Origin of the sequence: Campylobacter concisus (assembly GCF_002913865.1) — a bacterium.
GTDB classification, from domain to species: Bacteria; Campylobacterota; Campylobacteria; order Campylobacterales; family Campylobacteraceae; genus Campylobacter_A; species Campylobacter_A concisus_AM.
Window position 1 is genome coordinate 1 of record NZ_POYX01000002.1, and the last position, 15,431, is coordinate 15,431.

The following is a 15,431-nucleotide window of genomic DNA, read 5'->3' on the forward strand; positions in this document are numbered from 1 at the left end:
AGCCAATCCAGCCAATCCAGCCAATCCAGCCAATCCAGCCAATCCAGCCAATCCAGCCAATCCAATTTAACCCAGTAACCCAGAAAATTTGGCTAGAAATTTCACAAAAATAGCAAGAAATTTTATATTGAAGTATAAAAACAGCCTTAAAATAAGCCATTTCTAAGTGCAAAAAACGATCTATTTTAAATTTAAAAGTAAATTTAACCCAGCCAAAGAGAGTAAATTTAAATTTAGAGGTGAAATTTAGCCCAAACTAAGCGCCAAAAGGATTTAAAATTTAGCCTCATCTCTTATCAAATTTAGCTTTTTTACAGCCTCATCAAAGTCATCAGAGCTTACAAAAACGCTAATGTTTTCATTTTTCTTATAGACCTTGTCGTAGTATTTTGTGAGTAAAATTTCAGCCACTTTGGCAATGTCGTTTTCATTAAATTTGGCCACCGCCTCATCTCTGGCCTCTTTGTCGATGAAGGGCGAAATTTTCTTTATGCACTCATCAAAAAAGGCTTTATCCACACTTTTATAGTCGCTTGTGATGCAAGAAATTCTATTCTCCAAGCTCGCGCTAACCTCAACGCAGATGCCTCTTCGCATCGCTTCATAAAGGCTTTTTGGAAGTGTTAGCGAGCCGATCCTTCTGCTCTCGCCCTCGATAAAGCAAATTTGATCTTTTAGTGCAGAAAGCTCCTCAAATAACGCATCTTCAAAGCACTTTTGGCTAGGCTGCGCGCCGTTTATCGCGCCAAAGACTGAGCCTAGGTGATTTGCCATCGCTTCAAGGTCTATTGATGGCGTAAGTGCCCTTATTAGCTTACTTTTATAGCAGCCAGTGTTGCCAAAAAGAGTGATAAATTTCGTGCTTAAAGGACGCTCTAAAAATTCCAAAACATGGTTTCTATAAGCCTTATAGCCGCCATTTAGCCTAAAAACCCTATATCCTATCATGCTTAGCACAAAGCCAACCGAGCTTGATCTAAGCCCGCCCTTTGCGCAGTAGATGCCAATAGCTGAGCCGACCCTGCACCTTTTATAGACCTCGTCGATGATATTTTGCAAATTTTTGCAGATGTATTTTGCACCAAGGCTCTTAGCTAGGGCTCTGTCGCTTTTGTAGATCGTGCCTACCTCTTTGTGCTCAGCATCATCAAGCGCGTATAAATTTAACGCATCTTTTATATGTGAGTAGGCATACTCATGCGGCGATCTAGCGTCTATTAGGACTTCAAAGTCGCCCCTTTTTTCAAGCCACTGCTCGATATCAATCTCAAATAACGCCACTAAAAGCCTTTTTTAGCTTTTGATAAAGCGGATGAAACGGCGTGCCATTTACTCTCACATCAGCGATCGTTGTGATGAAATTTGTATCCCCGCTCCACCTTGGCACAAGATGATAATGCACGTGCTCAGCTATGCCAGCGCCTGCTGCCTTGCCTAAATTCATACCGATATTTACGCCCTGAGCGTGAAGCTCCCTTTTTAAAATTTCAACCCCAAGCCTTACAAATTTACTCATCTCAAACCACGTCTGCTCGTCAAGCTCCTCGATCTTGTCGGTGTGGTGGTTTGGTATGATCATAAAGTGTCCAGGCGAATACGGGTATAAATTCATTATCCCAAAGCAGTGTTTAGCACGAAAAAGCACGCCATTTTTCTCGTCGTCTTCTTTTGAATTTATGACCTCGCAAAAGACACAACTATCTTTTTTTGCGCTGAAATACTCGCTTCTCCAAGGGGCACAAAGGTGCTGCATCACTCGCCCTCCTTTATCTTTTTAACGGCATTTTTTATATCATCTTGCCTCATAAAATGCTCTCCGATCAAGAAAGCATCAACTCCGATCTTACTTAGCTCGCGAAGCTGCTCATGCTCGTAAAGTCCGCTTTCAGCGACTATTATCTTGCCATTTGGCAAAAGTGGCACGAGCTTCTCGCAAAGGCTCATATCCATCGTAAAATCATCTAAATTCCTATGATTTATCCCTATTATATTTGCTCCTGCAAAGATCGCCTTTTTCACATCGCTCGCGTCATGGGTCTCTACCAAGACCTCAAGCCCCAGGTGGTGCGCGTACTCAAGTAGCTCTTTTAGCTCGCCTTGTGTTAGCGCTTTGGCGATAAGCAGGATAAAGTCCGCCCCATAAACAAGCGCTTCTAAAATTTGATACTTATCAACGATAAAGTCTTTTCGCAGGATCGGCCTTGAAGCGTAGCGACGAACTTGCGTGATATACTCTATGTCTCCCTTAAACCAATGAGGCTCGGTTAGGATACTAAAAGCATTTGCGTACCGCTCGTACTCCTGCGCTATTTTTATCGGCTCAAAATCCTCTCTTATCACGCCCTTGCTTGGGCTTGCTTTTTTGATCTCAGCTATGATCTTTATAGGCTCATCTTTACTTGATCTAAGTGCGCCCAGAACGTCTCTTGGCATGTATGGATTGTATGCCAGAGAGCGACCTAGCCACTCCATAGGAAAGTCTGCCTTGCGCTTTTTTAGATCCTCTTTTGTCTTTTTTATGATCTCATCAAGTATCATTTTTTAAGCCTTTTGTTTAAATTTATTATGCAGCGCTCGATTAGATGTAAATGCTCTTTTGCCTCTTTTGAAGTCCTAAAATCAACATCTTTCATCGCGTGAATCATTATGCCCTTTGCCTTTTTGCACTCACCAAGCTTAAAATATCCCCACGCTAGCGAGTCCTCATAGTAAGGCGAGTCTGGCGAGATCTCAAGCGCTTTTTGCACCATCTCTACGCCCTTTCTAGGGTCTATCTCATGATCAATTAGCAAATAGCCGTAGTAGTTAAAAAACATATCATTATTAAGCTTTGGCACGCTAGCTTCAAATTTATCTAAGATATCAGCGATCTTTTTTTCATCTAGGCTATCTTTGTTCATCTCGTACTCGTAAATGGCTGCCTTTGCTAAGAAATTTAGATCCCTGCTGTCGTTATAAATTTTAACCGCCAAAACGTATGCATCGCCAAAATTTCCAGTCGCAGCGTAAAGATCCATAAGCGTGGCGTCGTTGTAGCCATATTTTTTCAAAATTTCAATAGCCGCTTTGTAATTTTTATCATAGATAAAATACTGCACGATCTTATCAAGATAAGTGGTATCGTGAGTGATATCATAGATCTCTTCAAAAAGCTCGATCACCTTTGGGAAATTTCTTTGCTGAGAGTAAATTTCAGCCAAAAGCTCACATGTCTTTTGAGTGCAGCCCTGCTCCTCGCGGAATTTCTCGAGGTATTTTGTCGCATCATTTACATTATCCATGCGGTTTAAAAGGATATCAACTATGCGGAGTAAATTCTCCTCTTCAGGCTTTAGCGAGTATGCCTCCTCAAAGTATTTTAGCGCCGTTACCGTATCATTTTGCATCATGCAAATGGTGCCAAGCATGAGCAAATTTTGAGCGTTTGGCTCTTTTGTAGCAAGCTCTTGCATCAGCTCTTTTGCCTCGTTTAGCTTAGAGAGATTGACTAAATTTGCAACCTTGATCCTGATAAAATCGCTATCATCTTTTAAACTCTTCTCGCCCTCAGCCATGAGACTATCTAAATTTTCATTTTTTGTAGCAAAGGCTAGCTTGATCGCCTCTTTTAGATAGGTCTTTTGATTTGTCTCTTTAAAAAGCCCTAGATAGGTCTGGATGCTAGCATTTACATCGCCACTATCTTGCGAGATGAGAGCTTGCATTAGGCGTAAATTTACACTTTTGTTATCATCTGCAAGTAGATGCGTGCTAAAAAATACGCTTATAAAAATTATTAAAATTTTACGCCAATGCATTCTGCTCTTAGCTCCTCTAAGTTTTTTTTAAAATAATCCCAAAATGGAAATGTCCTGCACTGCTTAGGTCTTAGCTCATAAACCGAGCAGTTTTTGTTTTTCTCATCAAAAAATATGCAGGCAAAACCGTCATCATAAGGCTTTTCTTTGATGCTTTGCCTAAGCCCAACACGTATTAAAAATTTGCTCTCAAACTCATCTTTTGACATATCAAAAGCGGCACAAAATTTTAAAATTTCACCCTCATCTATCCAGATATAGCCACTCTCGCCAGTGCAACACTTGCCCCCGCAACTCTCGCAAAAGCTAGGATCAAACTCATAGCTAAAACCATCAGCCCTCACGCGATCTCCTTGTAAGAGATGCTGTTTGTATCAGCTTTTTTAAAGATCTCGCTTGCCTCTTTCGTGTGTGAGCCATCTTCGCTCATCACAAGAGGTGGTAGGACTTTTAGCTTTGAGTTTGAGTTGTTTCGCACTTCAAGTAAAGCCAAATTTGCTGGCTTATCCTTTTTGGTATGGACAAATTTTAAACTCACCAAATTTAGCTTATGCTCTTTCAAACAAGCCACTATCTCGCTAAGATCATCTGGCGCATAGCAAAAAAACGCCCTTTTATGTGGCTTTAAATTTACGCTTATGCCTCTTATAAAATCCTTTAAATTTAGCGAGCTTGCATATCTGCTAACTTTTATGTGTTCATTTTGGCTTTTTGTAACACCGTCATGATAAAAGGGTGGATTTGAGATGATTAGATCAAATTTCTCACTATCTTTAAAATTTGCAAAGTCAGCCGTTATGGCTCTAGCCTCTAGGCAGTTGCTCTTTGCGTTAAAGCTAGAAATTTCGCTATTTAGCTCCAAAAGATCAAGCATGCTTAAATCTATCTTTTTAAAATCACGCTTAAGCAAAAGTCCAAGTATCCCGCACCCTGCTCCAACGTCCAAAACCCTGCCAGAAATTTCGCCTACACTAGAGCAGATAAAATCATAAAGAACGAGCGTATCGCTGTTGTAGCGATAGCCATTTTCAAGCTGAGCCAAGATCATCTATAAACCTTGATGATAAAGCCGCGCGTCACATCTTTTACGATCACTTCGGAGCTAAAACTTATCCTTGCAAAGTCGCCAAATTCCTCTTTGATAAGCTCAGCAGCTGCCTTTGCACGCTCTTTGCCAACGCCGTAATTTACGTAGTTATTTAGCTTGCCAAGGTCATCTTTTTTGATATTTTGAGCGACATTTGATGGGATGACAAAATTTTTCTTATCCACGATCGGGATGATCTCATACATGTAGTTTGAGTTAAATCTCTGCAAAAACTCGCTAACTCTGTTTTTACACATTATGCTCACTTTGTCCTTTGAGTCCATATCGTCGCACTCGATGCTAGAGATGAGGACGAGCTTTGTTGGGGTCTCAGGCTTGGTCGTAGCTTGCAAGATATTTTTTAAATTTACATTTTCATTTTCAAGCTCGTCTTGTCTGTTTAAATTTTGCTCGATATCTTTTTGAAGTTCGATGATCTGGGCATTTACGGCTCCACCTTTATGGCTACTCGAGCTTAGCTCGCTTATCTTTGAGTTTAACCTCTCGATCGTCTTGTTGCTCTCGTTTAGCTTTTGCTTTGCGTTTTCTAGTTCATTTTGCAAGCTTAGTAAATTTTTGCCGCCACTTTTGTTGTTATCAGTTAAAAAGGTTGAGGTATCAACTATCTTTTTTTGTAGCATATTTATCTGCTGGCGCAAAATTTCATAGTTTTGCATATCGATCTTTAGCGTTCTTTTTTGAGTCTCTAGCTCGTTTTGCTTGGCGAGGAGCATCTGGCTTGTCTTTGTGACATTTTCTTCAAGCTCTTTTATCTTCGCGTCTTTTAGATCAAGCTTAGCGCTTAAATTCTTTAGCTCGCCTTCGTTTGAGCCAAGTTTTTGCGACTGCAAAGAGATAGTTTGATTTTGATCAAATAGCGTTTTTAGAAATTTAGTTGTCTTTGTATCAAGCGCTTTTAGCTCCTCTTGGCTCTTTTTAAAGCTCTCTTCACTTAAACTTAGCTTTTTGCTTAGCTCGCTTAGAGTTGAGTTTGCGTCTAAATTTTGCTTTTCAAGCTTTTTATTTAGAGCATTTGCCCTCTCAAGCTCTTTTTTAAGCGAGCTTATATTTTCATTTGCAAGCTTGTTCTCTTGCTCGCTTTTTAAACTCTTTTGCCTTAGATCATCAAAACTCTTATGAAGTGCCGCAAGCGAGGCATTTAGCTCTAAATTTTTGCCATTATAGCTTTGCGCCATTAGATCTTTTGAGTTTAGGTTTTTCTTGATCTCTTCAAGCTCGTAAATTCTATCTTTTAGTGCAGTCTTGCTTGACTCAAGAGCCTCCTGCAGATCAATTATCTTATTTGCCTTTTTAGAAAGCTCATCCTCCATAACGCTCTTTTGCGTCTCAAAGCCATCATTTAGCGCATTTATCTCTTTTTCGTAGCTAAATTTTTGAGTGTCGGCGTCATTTTTAACTCGCTCGATCTCCTCTTTTAAAAGCAAAATTTCTTTTTTCTCGCCTCTATCTTTTTCACTTTGAGCTTTTTCATACTCTTTTATAAGAGCCTCTTTTTGCACAAGTGTCGCGTTTAGCTCGTTATTTTGCTCTTTTAAAGCAGTGTAGTTTGCCTCAAAGCTCTCCTTAAATTTATTAAAGCTGGCCTTGGCATCTTTTAGTTTGCTCTCATCGCCATTTCTAGCGTCATTTATCGCATTTTCAAGGTCGATTATCTTTTTTTCGTAGGCCTTTGAACTCTCTATCATATCAGCTTGTGCTTCATTTAGGCGCTTTGTCAAAGCTTGGATATTTTCAAAGTGTTGCGCCTCAAGCTCGCCAAGAGCCTTTTGATTTTTTTCAACTATCTCGTTTTTTTCATTTTCGATATTTCTTTTCATCTCTGAAATTTTGCTTATGAAGTCTAAATTTTTCTCGCTCATATCGACATTATCAGCGGCTAAAATTTCATTTTTTTTGCTTAGCTCGCGCACTTGCTCTTGAAGCTCATTTACATTGTTTGATAAATTTAGATCCTTATCATCAACAAAATTTTGCATGTAGCTCTTTGGAGTGATGTAGCCGCCATACTCGTAAAGATCGTCTTTGCTTACATATCTTTGCTTCTCTTCTTCGGGGAGATCATCAAAATTTATAGAATAAATCGTTTGATTAGTATCTTTTGGCGCCTCGTCCTCTTTTTGAAATTTCAAAAATGAGAGAGAAAAGCCAGCTATCAGACAAACAATAGCTAGTGCGATTTTATTTATCAAGCTTGTGCCTTGCCTTTTAAGATATCTTTGATGACGCTATGAGCGTGATTTAGCGCGACCACGATCGAGCCACCATTTTTTAAAACGATGTCGCCTCCAACGTAAAGTCCTGGCACGCTGCTTTGGTAGCTGCTATCAACTATCGGAGTGCCTTTCTCATCAGTTTTTATCTGACATTTTTGTAAAAAATCAACCGGACTTGAGCCACCGATCGCATAAACAACCCTATCATAGACACGGATTTTGCCATTTTCATAATGCACTCTTACCTTGCCTGATTCATTATCGATCTCGGTTATATCGTGATTTAGCCTTACTTTTATCTTATTGTGCTTCTCAAGCTCCCAAAGAGCGCTTAAATTTGTCTCATTTACACGGCTAAATTTATCTTTTCTGTAAGCTATCGTCGTTTTGTTATACTGACAAAGCTCGATAGCATACTCAACCGCAGAGTTGCCACCACCCACAACTAGCACTTTTTCGCCGTTTGTGCAGTTATCAAGGTTAAAATTTACAACTGAATTTAATGATGGCGGGATCTTATAGTCAGGCTTGTTTGGTCGTCCCATTTTGCCGATAGACACCATGACGTTTTTGGCTTCATAGACAGCTTTTGAGGTAGTCACTTTGAAAATTTCTCCCTCTTTTTTTACGCTTTCAACCTCAGAGTTAAAAAACGCCTCGATCTTTTCAGAGTCAAGTAGCTTGTCAAAATAATCAAGTGTGCTCTCTTTTGTGCCATCTTCAAACGAAACTAGCCCATGGATCGTGCTATCTTGCCCTTTATACTCTTTATCCACGCGTTTATTGTCTTTATAAAATTTTCTTATAGTCTGGCTGTGGTTGTCGCCTTTTTCAAGGAGCAAAACATTACTTAAGCCATTTCTTTTAGCCTCTACTACGCTAGCTATGCCACAAGGTCCGCCGCCAACTACTATCAGATCATAAATATTTGCCATATTTTTCTCCAAATTTTATAAATTTTAAGCTTTTTTAACTAGATCAGCCATCAAAAATGCAAGCTCTAAAGCCTGATCGGCATTTAGTCTTGGATCGCACTGCGTCTCATATCTCTCTTTTAGCGAGCTTTCAGTGATGTTTAGCGCGCCACCGGTGCACTCTGTCACATCTTTGCCAGTCATCTCAAGATGCACGCCACCTGCTCTTGTGCCCTCGGCTTTATGAATTTCAAAAAAGCTTCTAACCTCGCTTAAAATTTTACTAAATTCACGAGTTTTGTAGTTGTTCGAGGCTTTAACGGTATTGCCATGCATAGGATCGATGCTATAAACGATATTTAGCCCCTCGCGCTTTAGCTCTCTTAAAATTTTTGGTAAATTTTCGCCGATCTTATCAGCGCCCATTCTGATTATCACATTTAGTCTGCCAGCTTCATTTTCTGGATTTAGCTTATTTACAAGTGCAATGACATCTTCTACTTTCGCGCTTGGTCCGATCTTAACGCCGATAGGATTTTTAACGCCGCTTAAAAAATGCACATGAGCGTCGTTTATGCCGCGCGTTCTCTCGCCTATCCAAAGCATGTGAGCCGAGCAGTCATACCACTCGCCACTAAGGCTATCAACCCTAGTTAGCGCCTCTTCATAAGGCAAAAGCAGTGCCTCGTGAGATGTATAGACTGCGGTTTGATTTATCGCTGGGGTATTTGCCGAAGTGATGCCACAAGCTGCCATGAAAGATAGAGTTTTTGTTAGATCATCAGCTAGTTTTGCGTATTTCTCGCCGATCTCTGGCTTTTTAACAAAGCCTAAATTCCACTTATGCACCTGATGAAGATCAGCCAAACCTCCTCTTGAAAAGGCTCTTAAGAGGTTCATCGTAGAAGCACTTTGATAGTAAGCTTCTATCATGCGTTTTGGGTCGGCAACTCTAGCCTGCTCGTCAAATTCAAAGCCATTTATGATGTCACCTCTATAGCTTGGTAACTTAACGCCATTTACCTCTTCATAATCGCTACTTCTAGGCTTTGCAAACTGCCCTGCTACGCGGCCTACTTTGACCACTGGACAGCCACCGCCAAAGGTTAAAACTATCGCCATTTGAAGTAAGACCTTAAACATATCTCTGATGTTGTTTGCGTTAAAATTTGTAAAGCTCTCAGCGCAGTCGCCACCTTGAAGCAAAAAAGCCTCGCCATTGCAAACTTTTGCAAGCTCATTTTTAAGACTTCTAGCCTCGCCAGCAAACACCAAAGGCGGAAGCGCTTTAAGTTTTTCTTCAGCCTCTTTTAGCTCTTTTAAATTTGGATAAGTTGGTTGTTGCAAGATATTAAATTCTCTCCAACTATCTCTGTTCCAAGTCATAAATTTTTCCTATCTTTTACCTTGATTTAGCGCAGATTATATCACGCAAAACTTAAAAAATAAAAGCCATTAATGGGTTATTAAAGATATTTTACATACAATCGCTACTTTAAATTTACCCAGAAAAAGAGAAGATTTTTTTCATGATAAAAGGCATTTTTTATTCGCTTTTGGCATCAGTTTTATTTAACTGCATTTACTACATGTCAGTGCTCATGAACCCCATCAGCACACAAGCTCTTATTGGATACCGCATGATCTTTGCCATGCCTTTTGTCATCGCCGCCATTTTTTTGTTAAAACAGCAGCGAAATTTCAAATTTTTACTTCTAAAAATAAAGCTAAAACCTAAAATTTTACTAGTTTTGCTTGCTACCTCGCTCATCGTCTCATTTCAGATGTGGCTCTATCTCTGGGCTCCAAGTAACGGCGCAGCGCTAAAAGTCTCTATCGGCTACCTCATCATGCCAATAGTCATGGTCCTTTTTGGACGGATATTTTTCAAAGAGCACCTCTCAAAAACAAAGTTAGCATCGATATTTTTCGCTGCCATTGGCGTCTTTAGCACAGCGGTCATAAGCGGTGGCATCTCGTGGGAGAGCGCTGTAGTTTTTTGCCTTTATCCAGTCTATTTTACCATTAGAAAGTACTACAACCTTGCAAATTTCTCAAGCTTTGTTATAGAGATAATTTTTATGTTTTTATTCTCATTTTATTTTGCGCTCACAGCCGATATGGACTACGTAATGAGCCAAAATCCAAACATCTACTATCTGCTCATCTTGCTTGGTGCTATCAGCGGCATAGCCCTCATCGCCCAGATCCTCTCAAGCACGCTCGTGCCGATAAATGTACTAGGTTTGCTTACATATTTTGAGCCTATAATGATGCTTTTTGTCTCATTTGCCATCGGCGAGAGACTGGAGAAAAGCTCATACTTTTTGATGATCTGCCTAGCCATCTCTGTCACGCTTTTGATGATAGATAGTATAAATTCTATAAAAGGCGACAAAAATACCAAGACTAAATGAGAGCCAAAAAGGCGTTATTCTCGCGCTTAGCGCCTTTTTTATGTGGGGGTTTTTGGCGGTTTATTTCAACCTCTTTAGCAAAGATGTCGATGCTTATGAAATTTTAGCCCACAGGATAATCTGGTCATTTTTCTTGATGGCGGCAGTGCTTTGCATTAATGGCAAAATGGGCGAAATTTTTGCGCTTCTTAAAGATATCCGCTCGCTAAAGGCTCTATTTTTAAGCGGTATTTTTATCACCATAAACTGGGGCGTTTATGTCTATGCGGTGGGTAGCGGCAAAATTTTAGACACGAGTTTGGGATATTTTATAAATCCCTTGATAAGCATGCTCCTTGGCGTCATCATCTTTAAAGAGCGCCTAAGCAAAGCTAGCGCCATAGCCGTTTGCATCGTCATCGCAGCCGTCTGCGTGCAAATTTACGCCAAAGGTGGCCTGCCACTTGTCTCTATCATCTTGCCACTTTCGTTTGGATTTTACGCGATGGTTAGAAAGATGGCGAAGATTAGCGCATTTAATGGGCTTTTTATCGAAACATTTTTTATGTTTCCATTTGCGCTTGGCTACGTTTTATGGCTGGTTTTTCACTCGCAAAGCCACTTTGGACTAAACAAAGACTCGCTTTTAATGATCGCTTCAAGCATCGTAACTATCGTGCCACTTGTCGCATTTAACGCAGCTACAACAAGGATAAATTTAACGACGATTGGCTACTTGCAATACATCTCGCCAACCATCGCGATCCTTTGCGCGGTCTTTATTTACGGCGAAATTTTAGATGGCTACAAAGTCATCTCATTTTGTATGATCTGGCTGGCGCTTGCGATAATTAGCGTGGATAAATTTAGAAAAAGGAGTAAAAATGAGTAGCGTTACGATTTATTTGCTGCTTGCATTTTTTGCAGCGCTTATTTTATATTTTCAGATACAAAAACTAACCAAAAAACTTGACGATGAAGGGGCGGTGCCAGCTTATCAAAAAGCTGCGCAAGAGGTTTTGCAAAATTTAAACAACGCTGAAAAATACCCTAAATTTTGCAATGTCATACAAAAAAAGATAAACGCTCTAAGGCAAGACATACTCTTTGAAGATGCGCTAAATGAGGCTGGCAACAAGGACAAGGCGCTTGATACCTTAGAGCAGATAAGAGATAAGGTCGAGGCGCTTTTAAAGCGTGAAAATGCAAACTGGGAGAGCGAACTTGTTGAAATTTTAGACGAGATCGATGGCTTTGTGAAGGCAAATTTCAAAAACGGCGAAGATAGAGCCGAAGAGCTAAGAGACGAACTAAAAAAAGAATTTGATGGGTTGTGAGAGTGACTTTGGTATTTTTAGCAAATTCTAAATTTTGTGTCCAAACTATTAAATTTTTACTCAAATTTACATTTTTTAATTGAGTAAATTTAAACTAATTAGTGTAAATTTAAAGCTTCGTTTTTAGAGCCATTATCCTCTTATATGATGCGTCTATCCGCTCTTTGCTGATCTTTTTCTCATTTACGGCATCCATTATGATCTGAGTTACTAGATCAGCCGTTCTTTGGTTGTTTATCTTAAACTCGCTAAAGAGCAAGATGTCGCCACCAGCGTTTATAAATTTCACCACCTTTTGCGCTAAAGCTTCGCCACCAACGCCTTTCATCAGCATATCATCGCTGATAACCACGCCATTAAATTTAAGCTCATTTCTTAAAAGATCAGTTATTATTTTTTTAGAAAGTGTGGCTGGATTGTCCTCGTCGATACCCTTTACAAAAAGGTGCCCAACCATGATGATCTGCGCTCTACCAGTGCTTATCGCGTCTTTGTATGGCAGTAGCACGTCTTTGCTTAGCGTGACCTCGCTCTTATTTTTATGTGAGTCCTCTTTTGAGCTGCCATGCCCCGGAAAGTGCTTAAGTGTCGTTAAGATGCCCTGCTCTTTAAATGCGTCCATAAAAGCATCAGCGTAGATCACCACCTTGCTTGCATACTCGCTAAACGCCCTTTGCTTAGCGGCGATGATCGGTGAGTTTTCATCGTGCAGATCGACCACTGGGGCGAAATTTAAATTTATGCCGCACTCTTTTAAATTTATAGCCATTTTTGAGTAGAGATCGTATGCGCTTTTGATATCAAGCGTGCTTGCGACCTCGTATGCGCTAGGATATGGTCCGTCAAAGCTCTTATCCTTCATGCGGCTCACGTTGCCGCCCTCTTCGTCGATAGCGATGAAAATTTTAGGACTTTTCTCTTTGATCGCCTTTATGCTAGCTTTTAGCTGGGCTTTGCTAGTGACGTTTCTGCCAAGTAGCATCACACCACCAAATCTCTCATACCCAGCGTCGCTTAACATCGCGCGAAACGCAGCGTCTTTTGTGCTAGCTCCGTTAAAGCCAACCATTATCATCTGTGAGACCTTGGCTCTTAGGCTCACTTCAGCGCCGTTTAACCCCAAAGCAAAAATAGCCACAAAAAGTATAAATTTAAAAGCTCTCATCTTCTTCCCAAAAGCGATTTTACACTCTCAAAAACATCTTTGCCATTTAGCATATTTTCAACCTCACTAGCGATAGGCACGTAAATGCCCTTTTCTTTTGCGATCTTGCTAATAGCCCTTGCAGTATCGACACCCTCTGCCACTTCGCCAAGCTCATTTAAAATTTTCTCTAATCTCTCGTGCCTTGAGATACCAAGACCTACGCGGTAGTTGCGCGAAAGTATCGATGAGGCGGTTAAGAAAAGGTCCCCTGCGCCGCTTAGCCCCATAAATGTCTCATCTTTTGCACCAAAAAATTTGCCAAATCTAGCCATCTCGACAAGCCCACGTGAAATGAGGCTCGCCCTTGCGTTATTGCCAAGACCAAGACCGTCGCAGATACCGCCAGCTATGGCGATCACGTTTTTATACGCCCCGCACACCTCAGCGCCGATCACATCATCAGAAGTGTAGGCTTTCATGTAGCTTGGGAAAAATGAAGCAAATTTTAAAGCTAAATTTTGATTTTTAGAATTTACCACCAAAGCGCAAGGCAACTTTTGCATGATCTCTTTTGCAAAGGTTGGCCCAGAGAGAAAAGCTAAATTTTCACTATCCACAAAGTCTTCATAAATTTCATTTAGAAATTTAAGATTTGCCGTGTCTATGCCCTTGCTGGCGACTAGGATCTTTTGACCTTTGTTTTTATAGTTTTGTTTTAGCCATAAATTTGTAGCTTGCGTTGGGATCGTGCAAACTAGGTATTCGCACTCCAAAGCCTCTTCTAAGCTTACAAAATTTGGCATCTCTCTTGGCGTTCTTGAGCTGATGACACACTCGTTATTCTCACTAAATGCGTGAAATAACGCACTGCCCCACTTACCAGCTCCGATGACTGCTATGCTCATTTTAGCCCTTTGTTAGCCTATTTTAGCCTTTAAAAGCTCATTGACCTTGCCTGGGTTAAAGGCACCTTTGCCCTCTTTCATCACCTGACCAACGAAGAAGCCAAACATCTTATCCTTGCCATTTTTATACTCTTCTACTTTGTCGGCGTTTGCAGCTAAAATTTGATCTATAATGGCAACGATCGCTGAGTCGTCGCTCACTTGTTTTAAGCCAAGCTTTTCGATGACGCTATCAACGTCCGCATCATTTTCCATAAGGTAGTCAAGTACCTCTTTTGAAGCCTTGCCGCTTATCGTGCCATCTTCTATACGTTTTAGTAAATTTATCATCTTAGCGCTGCTAACTGGGCTTGTCTCGATCGTCACGCCGTTATTTAAGCGGCCAAGAAGCTCAACTATTAGCCACGTAGTAGCAAGCTTTGGAGAAATTCCAGCAGCGATTAGCTCTTCAAAATATCTAGCCATTTCAACGCTTTGAGTTAAATTTAAGGCATCGCTCTCTTTTACGCCTAGCTCGCTAACATATCTTGCGACCTTTTGTTCGGCAAGCTCTGGAATTTTGATCGCTTCGTTATACATCTCTTCTGGCACCTCAACAGGCAGCAAGTCAGGGTCAGGAAAATACCTATACTCCGCGCTATCCTCTTTGCCACGCATAGATCTTGTTACTAAATTTGTCGTGTCAAAGAGCCTTGTCTCTTGATAGACTTCTTCGTCATATTTGCCATCTTCCCAAGCTGCACTTTGGCGCTCTACCTCGTAGTCGATCGCTTTTTGGATAAATTTAAATGAATTTAGGTTTTTTATCTCGACCCTTGTGTAAAGCTTTGTATCGCCTTTTGGACGGATAGAGACGTTTGCGTCGCAGCGGAAGCTACCTTCCTGCATATTTGCGTCGCTGATGTTTAAAAAGCGAAGGATCGAGTGCAGTTTCTTAAGATAAGCCACCGCCTCGTCGCTACTTCTAAGGTCTGGCTCACTAACTATCTCAAGAAGCGGCGTGCCGGCTCTGTTTAGATCGACCAAACTCTCGTTTTCTTCGTGGATATTTTTGCCAGCATCCTCCTCAAGGTGCGCTCTGGTTACGCCGATGCGTTTTTTAGCGCCATTTACATCAATGATGAGCTCGCCACCTTCCACGATAGGAATTTCAAACTGTGAAATTTGATATGCCTTTGGAAGGTCTGGGTAGAAGTAGTTTTTTCTATTAAAGACTGATTTTTTATTTATCTTAGCGTTTATCGCTGTGCCAAAGCTGATCGCCTTTTTGACCGCCTCTTTATTTAGCACAGGCAAAGCTCCAGGTAGGGCTAGGCAGGTCGGACAAACGTGAGTGTTCGCCTCGTCACCAAAGCTAGTCGAGCAAGAGCAGAAAATTTTAGTTTTTGTATTAAGCTGAGTATGAACTTCTAAACCGATAACGACTTCAAACATATTTTTACCTTTAAATTTATACAAATTTTTAGTGCGTATTTTAGCGATACTTTCTTTTAAAATATCTAAAGGAGTGCTTTTAAGGAAATTTAAAAACACTAACAATTCGTAACACCAAAGATAAAAATTCAAATTTTAAATTAAATATTTTTCGTAAGAAAAAAATAATATAGCTATAAT

The 15,431-nt window shown here is 40.5% G+C and carries 15 protein-coding genes; 3 read left to right on the forward strand and 12 right to left on the reverse strand.

The window, feature by feature from the left end; translation table 11 throughout:
* Positions 1–273: 273 nt before the first annotated feature.
* Genes mnmH through CYP77_RS00150 form a run of 9 tightly spaced genes read right to left on the reverse strand, consistent with a single transcriptional unit; the run spans position 274 to position 9,418 of the window.
* Positions 274–1,281: a tRNA 2-selenouridine(34) synthase MnmH gene (gene mnmH, locus CYP77_RS00110; RefSeq protein WP_103567992.1), complete on the reverse strand. Its 1,008-nt coding sequence runs from the start codon at positions 1,279–1,281 to the stop codon at positions 274–276.
* Positions 1,268–1,753: an HIT family protein gene (locus tag CYP77_RS00115; RefSeq protein ID WP_002942290.1), complete on the reverse strand. Its 486-nt coding sequence runs from the start codon at positions 1,751–1,753 to the stop codon at positions 1,268–1,270. Before CYP77_RS00115 ends, mnmH begins: the two co-directional genes overlap by 14 nt.
* On the reverse strand, positions 1,753–2,538 hold the full coding sequence (gene trpC, locus CYP77_RS00120) for an indole-3-glycerol phosphate synthase TrpC (RefSeq protein ID WP_103567991.1): 786 nt from the start codon (positions 2,536–2,538) through the stop codon (positions 1,753–1,755). Before trpC ends, CYP77_RS00115 begins: the two co-directional genes overlap by 1 nt.
* A complete protein-coding gene (locus CYP77_RS00125) occupies positions 2,535–3,797 on the reverse strand; it encodes a tetratricopeptide repeat protein (protein ID WP_103567990.1) in 1,263 nt (420 codons plus the stop codon). The genes trpC and CYP77_RS00125 overlap by 4 nt, the downstream gene beginning before the upstream one ends.
* Positions 3,776–4,141 (reverse strand): YkgJ family cysteine cluster protein, encoded by a 366-nt coding sequence (locus CYP77_RS00130; RefSeq protein WP_103567989.1) that lies wholly within the window; start codon positions 4,139–4,141, stop codon positions 3,776–3,778. The genes CYP77_RS00125 and CYP77_RS00130 overlap by 22 nt, the downstream gene beginning before the upstream one ends.
* On the reverse strand, positions 4,138–4,845 hold the full coding sequence (locus tag CYP77_RS00135) for a tRNA1(Val) (adenine(37)-N6)-methyltransferase (protein WP_103567988.1): 708 nt from the start codon (positions 4,843–4,845) through the stop codon (positions 4,138–4,140). Before CYP77_RS00135 ends, CYP77_RS00130 begins: the two co-directional genes overlap by 4 nt.
* Positions 4,842–7,094, reverse strand: coding sequence for a vesicular transport factor Uso1p (locus CYP77_RS00140; RefSeq protein WP_103567987.1), 2,253 nt, complete (start codon positions 7,092–7,094; stop codon positions 4,842–4,844). Before CYP77_RS00140 ends, CYP77_RS00135 begins: the two co-directional genes overlap by 4 nt.
* Complete coding sequence (locus CYP77_RS00145; protein WP_103567986.1) at positions 7,091–8,053, reverse strand: NAD(P)/FAD-dependent oxidoreductase; 963 nt, start codon at positions 8,051–8,053, stop codon at positions 7,091–7,093. The genes CYP77_RS00140 and CYP77_RS00145 overlap by 4 nt, the downstream gene beginning before the upstream one ends.
* A 24-nt stretch (positions 8,054–8,077) precedes the next feature.
* Positions 8,078–9,418, reverse strand: a complete 1,341-nt coding sequence (locus CYP77_RS00150; RefSeq protein WP_103567985.1) for a class II 3-deoxy-7-phosphoheptulonate synthase — start codon at positions 9,416–9,418, stop codon at positions 8,078–8,080.
* 143 nt (positions 9,419–9,561) lie between these two features.
* On the opposite strand from CYP77_RS00150, the gene rarD (CYP77_RS00155) reads away from it, so the two are divergent.
* The 3 genes from rarD (CYP77_RS00155) to CYP77_RS00165 are packed head-to-tail and all read left to right on the forward strand — an operon-like array spanning position 9,562 to position 11,765.
* Complete coding sequence (gene rarD, locus CYP77_RS00155; RefSeq protein WP_009293763.1) at positions 9,562–10,449, forward strand: EamA family transporter RarD; 888 nt, start codon at positions 9,562–9,564, stop codon at positions 10,447–10,449.
* Between the two features lie 16 nt (positions 10,450–10,465).
* Positions 10,466–11,320, forward strand: a complete 855-nt coding sequence (rarD, locus tag CYP77_RS00160; protein ID WP_258033412.1) for an EamA family transporter RarD — start codon at positions 10,466–10,468, stop codon at positions 11,318–11,320.
* Positions 11,313–11,765, forward strand: coding sequence for an aryl-sulfate sulfotransferase (locus CYP77_RS00165; RefSeq protein WP_103567983.1), 453 nt, complete (start codon positions 11,313–11,315; stop codon positions 11,763–11,765). Before rarD (CYP77_RS00160) ends, CYP77_RS00165 begins: the two co-directional genes overlap by 8 nt.
* Before the next feature lie 109 nt (positions 11,766–11,874).
* Here CYP77_RS00165 and CYP77_RS00170 read toward each other — a convergent pair whose 3' ends face one another.
* From CYP77_RS00170 to gatB, 3 genes are read right to left on the reverse strand one after another with little or no spacing between them, the layout of a single operon-like run.
* Positions 11,875–12,930 carry a glycoside hydrolase family 3 N-terminal domain-containing protein gene (locus CYP77_RS00170; RefSeq protein WP_103567982.1) on the reverse strand — a complete coding sequence of 352 codons (1,056 nt, stop codon included), beginning with the start codon at positions 12,928–12,930 and terminating at the stop codon, positions 11,875–11,877.
* Complete coding sequence (locus CYP77_RS00175; RefSeq protein ID WP_103567981.1) at positions 12,927–13,817, reverse strand: NAD(P)H-dependent glycerol-3-phosphate dehydrogenase; 891 nt, start codon at positions 13,815–13,817, stop codon at positions 12,927–12,929. Before CYP77_RS00175 ends, CYP77_RS00170 begins: the two co-directional genes overlap by 4 nt.
* A gap of 12 nt (positions 13,818–13,829) precedes the next feature.
* Positions 13,830–15,251 carry an Asp-tRNA(Asn)/Glu-tRNA(Gln) amidotransferase subunit GatB gene (gene gatB / locus CYP77_RS00180; RefSeq protein ID WP_103599649.1) on the reverse strand — a complete coding sequence of 474 codons (1,422 nt, stop codon included), beginning with the start codon at positions 15,249–15,251 and terminating at the stop codon, positions 13,830–13,832.
* Positions 15,252–15,431: the final 180 nt, after the last annotated feature.

Bases quoted from the DNA above. Each gene is read 5' to 3' on its own strand.
- CYP77_RS00115 (WP_002942290.1), bottom strand. From the start codon at position 1,753: ATGCAGCACCTTTGTGCCCCTTGGAGAAGCGAGTATTTCAGCGCAAAA.
- CYP77_RS00165 (WP_103567983.1), top strand. From the start codon at position 11,313: ATGAGTAGCGTTACGATTTATTTGCTGCTTGCATTTTTTGCAGCGCTT.
- CYP77_RS00175 (WP_103567981.1), bottom strand. From the start codon at position 13,817: ATGAGCATAGCAGTCATCGGAGCTGGTAAGTGGGGCAGTGCGTTATTT.
- CYP77_RS00170 (WP_103567982.1), bottom strand. From the start codon at position 12,930: ATGAGAGCTTTTAAATTTATACTTTTTGTGGCTATTTTTGCTTTGGGG.
- rarD (WP_009293763.1), top strand. From the start codon at position 9,562: ATGATAAAAGGCATTTTTTATTCGCTTTTGGCATCAGTTTTATTTAAC.
- CYP77_RS00145 (WP_103567986.1), bottom strand. From the start codon at position 8,053: ATGGCAAATATTTATGATCTGATAGTAGTTGGCGGCGGACCTTGTGGC.
- CYP77_RS00150 (WP_103567985.1), bottom strand. From the start codon at position 9,418: ATGACTTGGAACAGAGATAGTTGGAGAGAATTTAATATCTTGCAACAA.
- gatB (WP_103599649.1), bottom strand. From the start codon at position 15,251: ATGTTTGAAGTCGTTATCGGTTTAGAAGTTCATACTCAGCTTAATACA.
- trpC (WP_103567991.1), bottom strand. From the start codon at position 2,538: ATGATACTTGATGAGATCATAAAAAAGACAAAAGAGGATCTAAAAAAG.
- CYP77_RS00125 (WP_103567990.1), bottom strand. From the start codon at position 3,797: ATGCATTGGCGTAAAATTTTAATAATTTTTATAAGCGTATTTTTTAGC.
- CYP77_RS00135 (WP_103567988.1), bottom strand. From the start codon at position 4,845: ATGATCTTGGCTCAGCTTGAAAATGGCTATCGCTACAACAGCGATACG.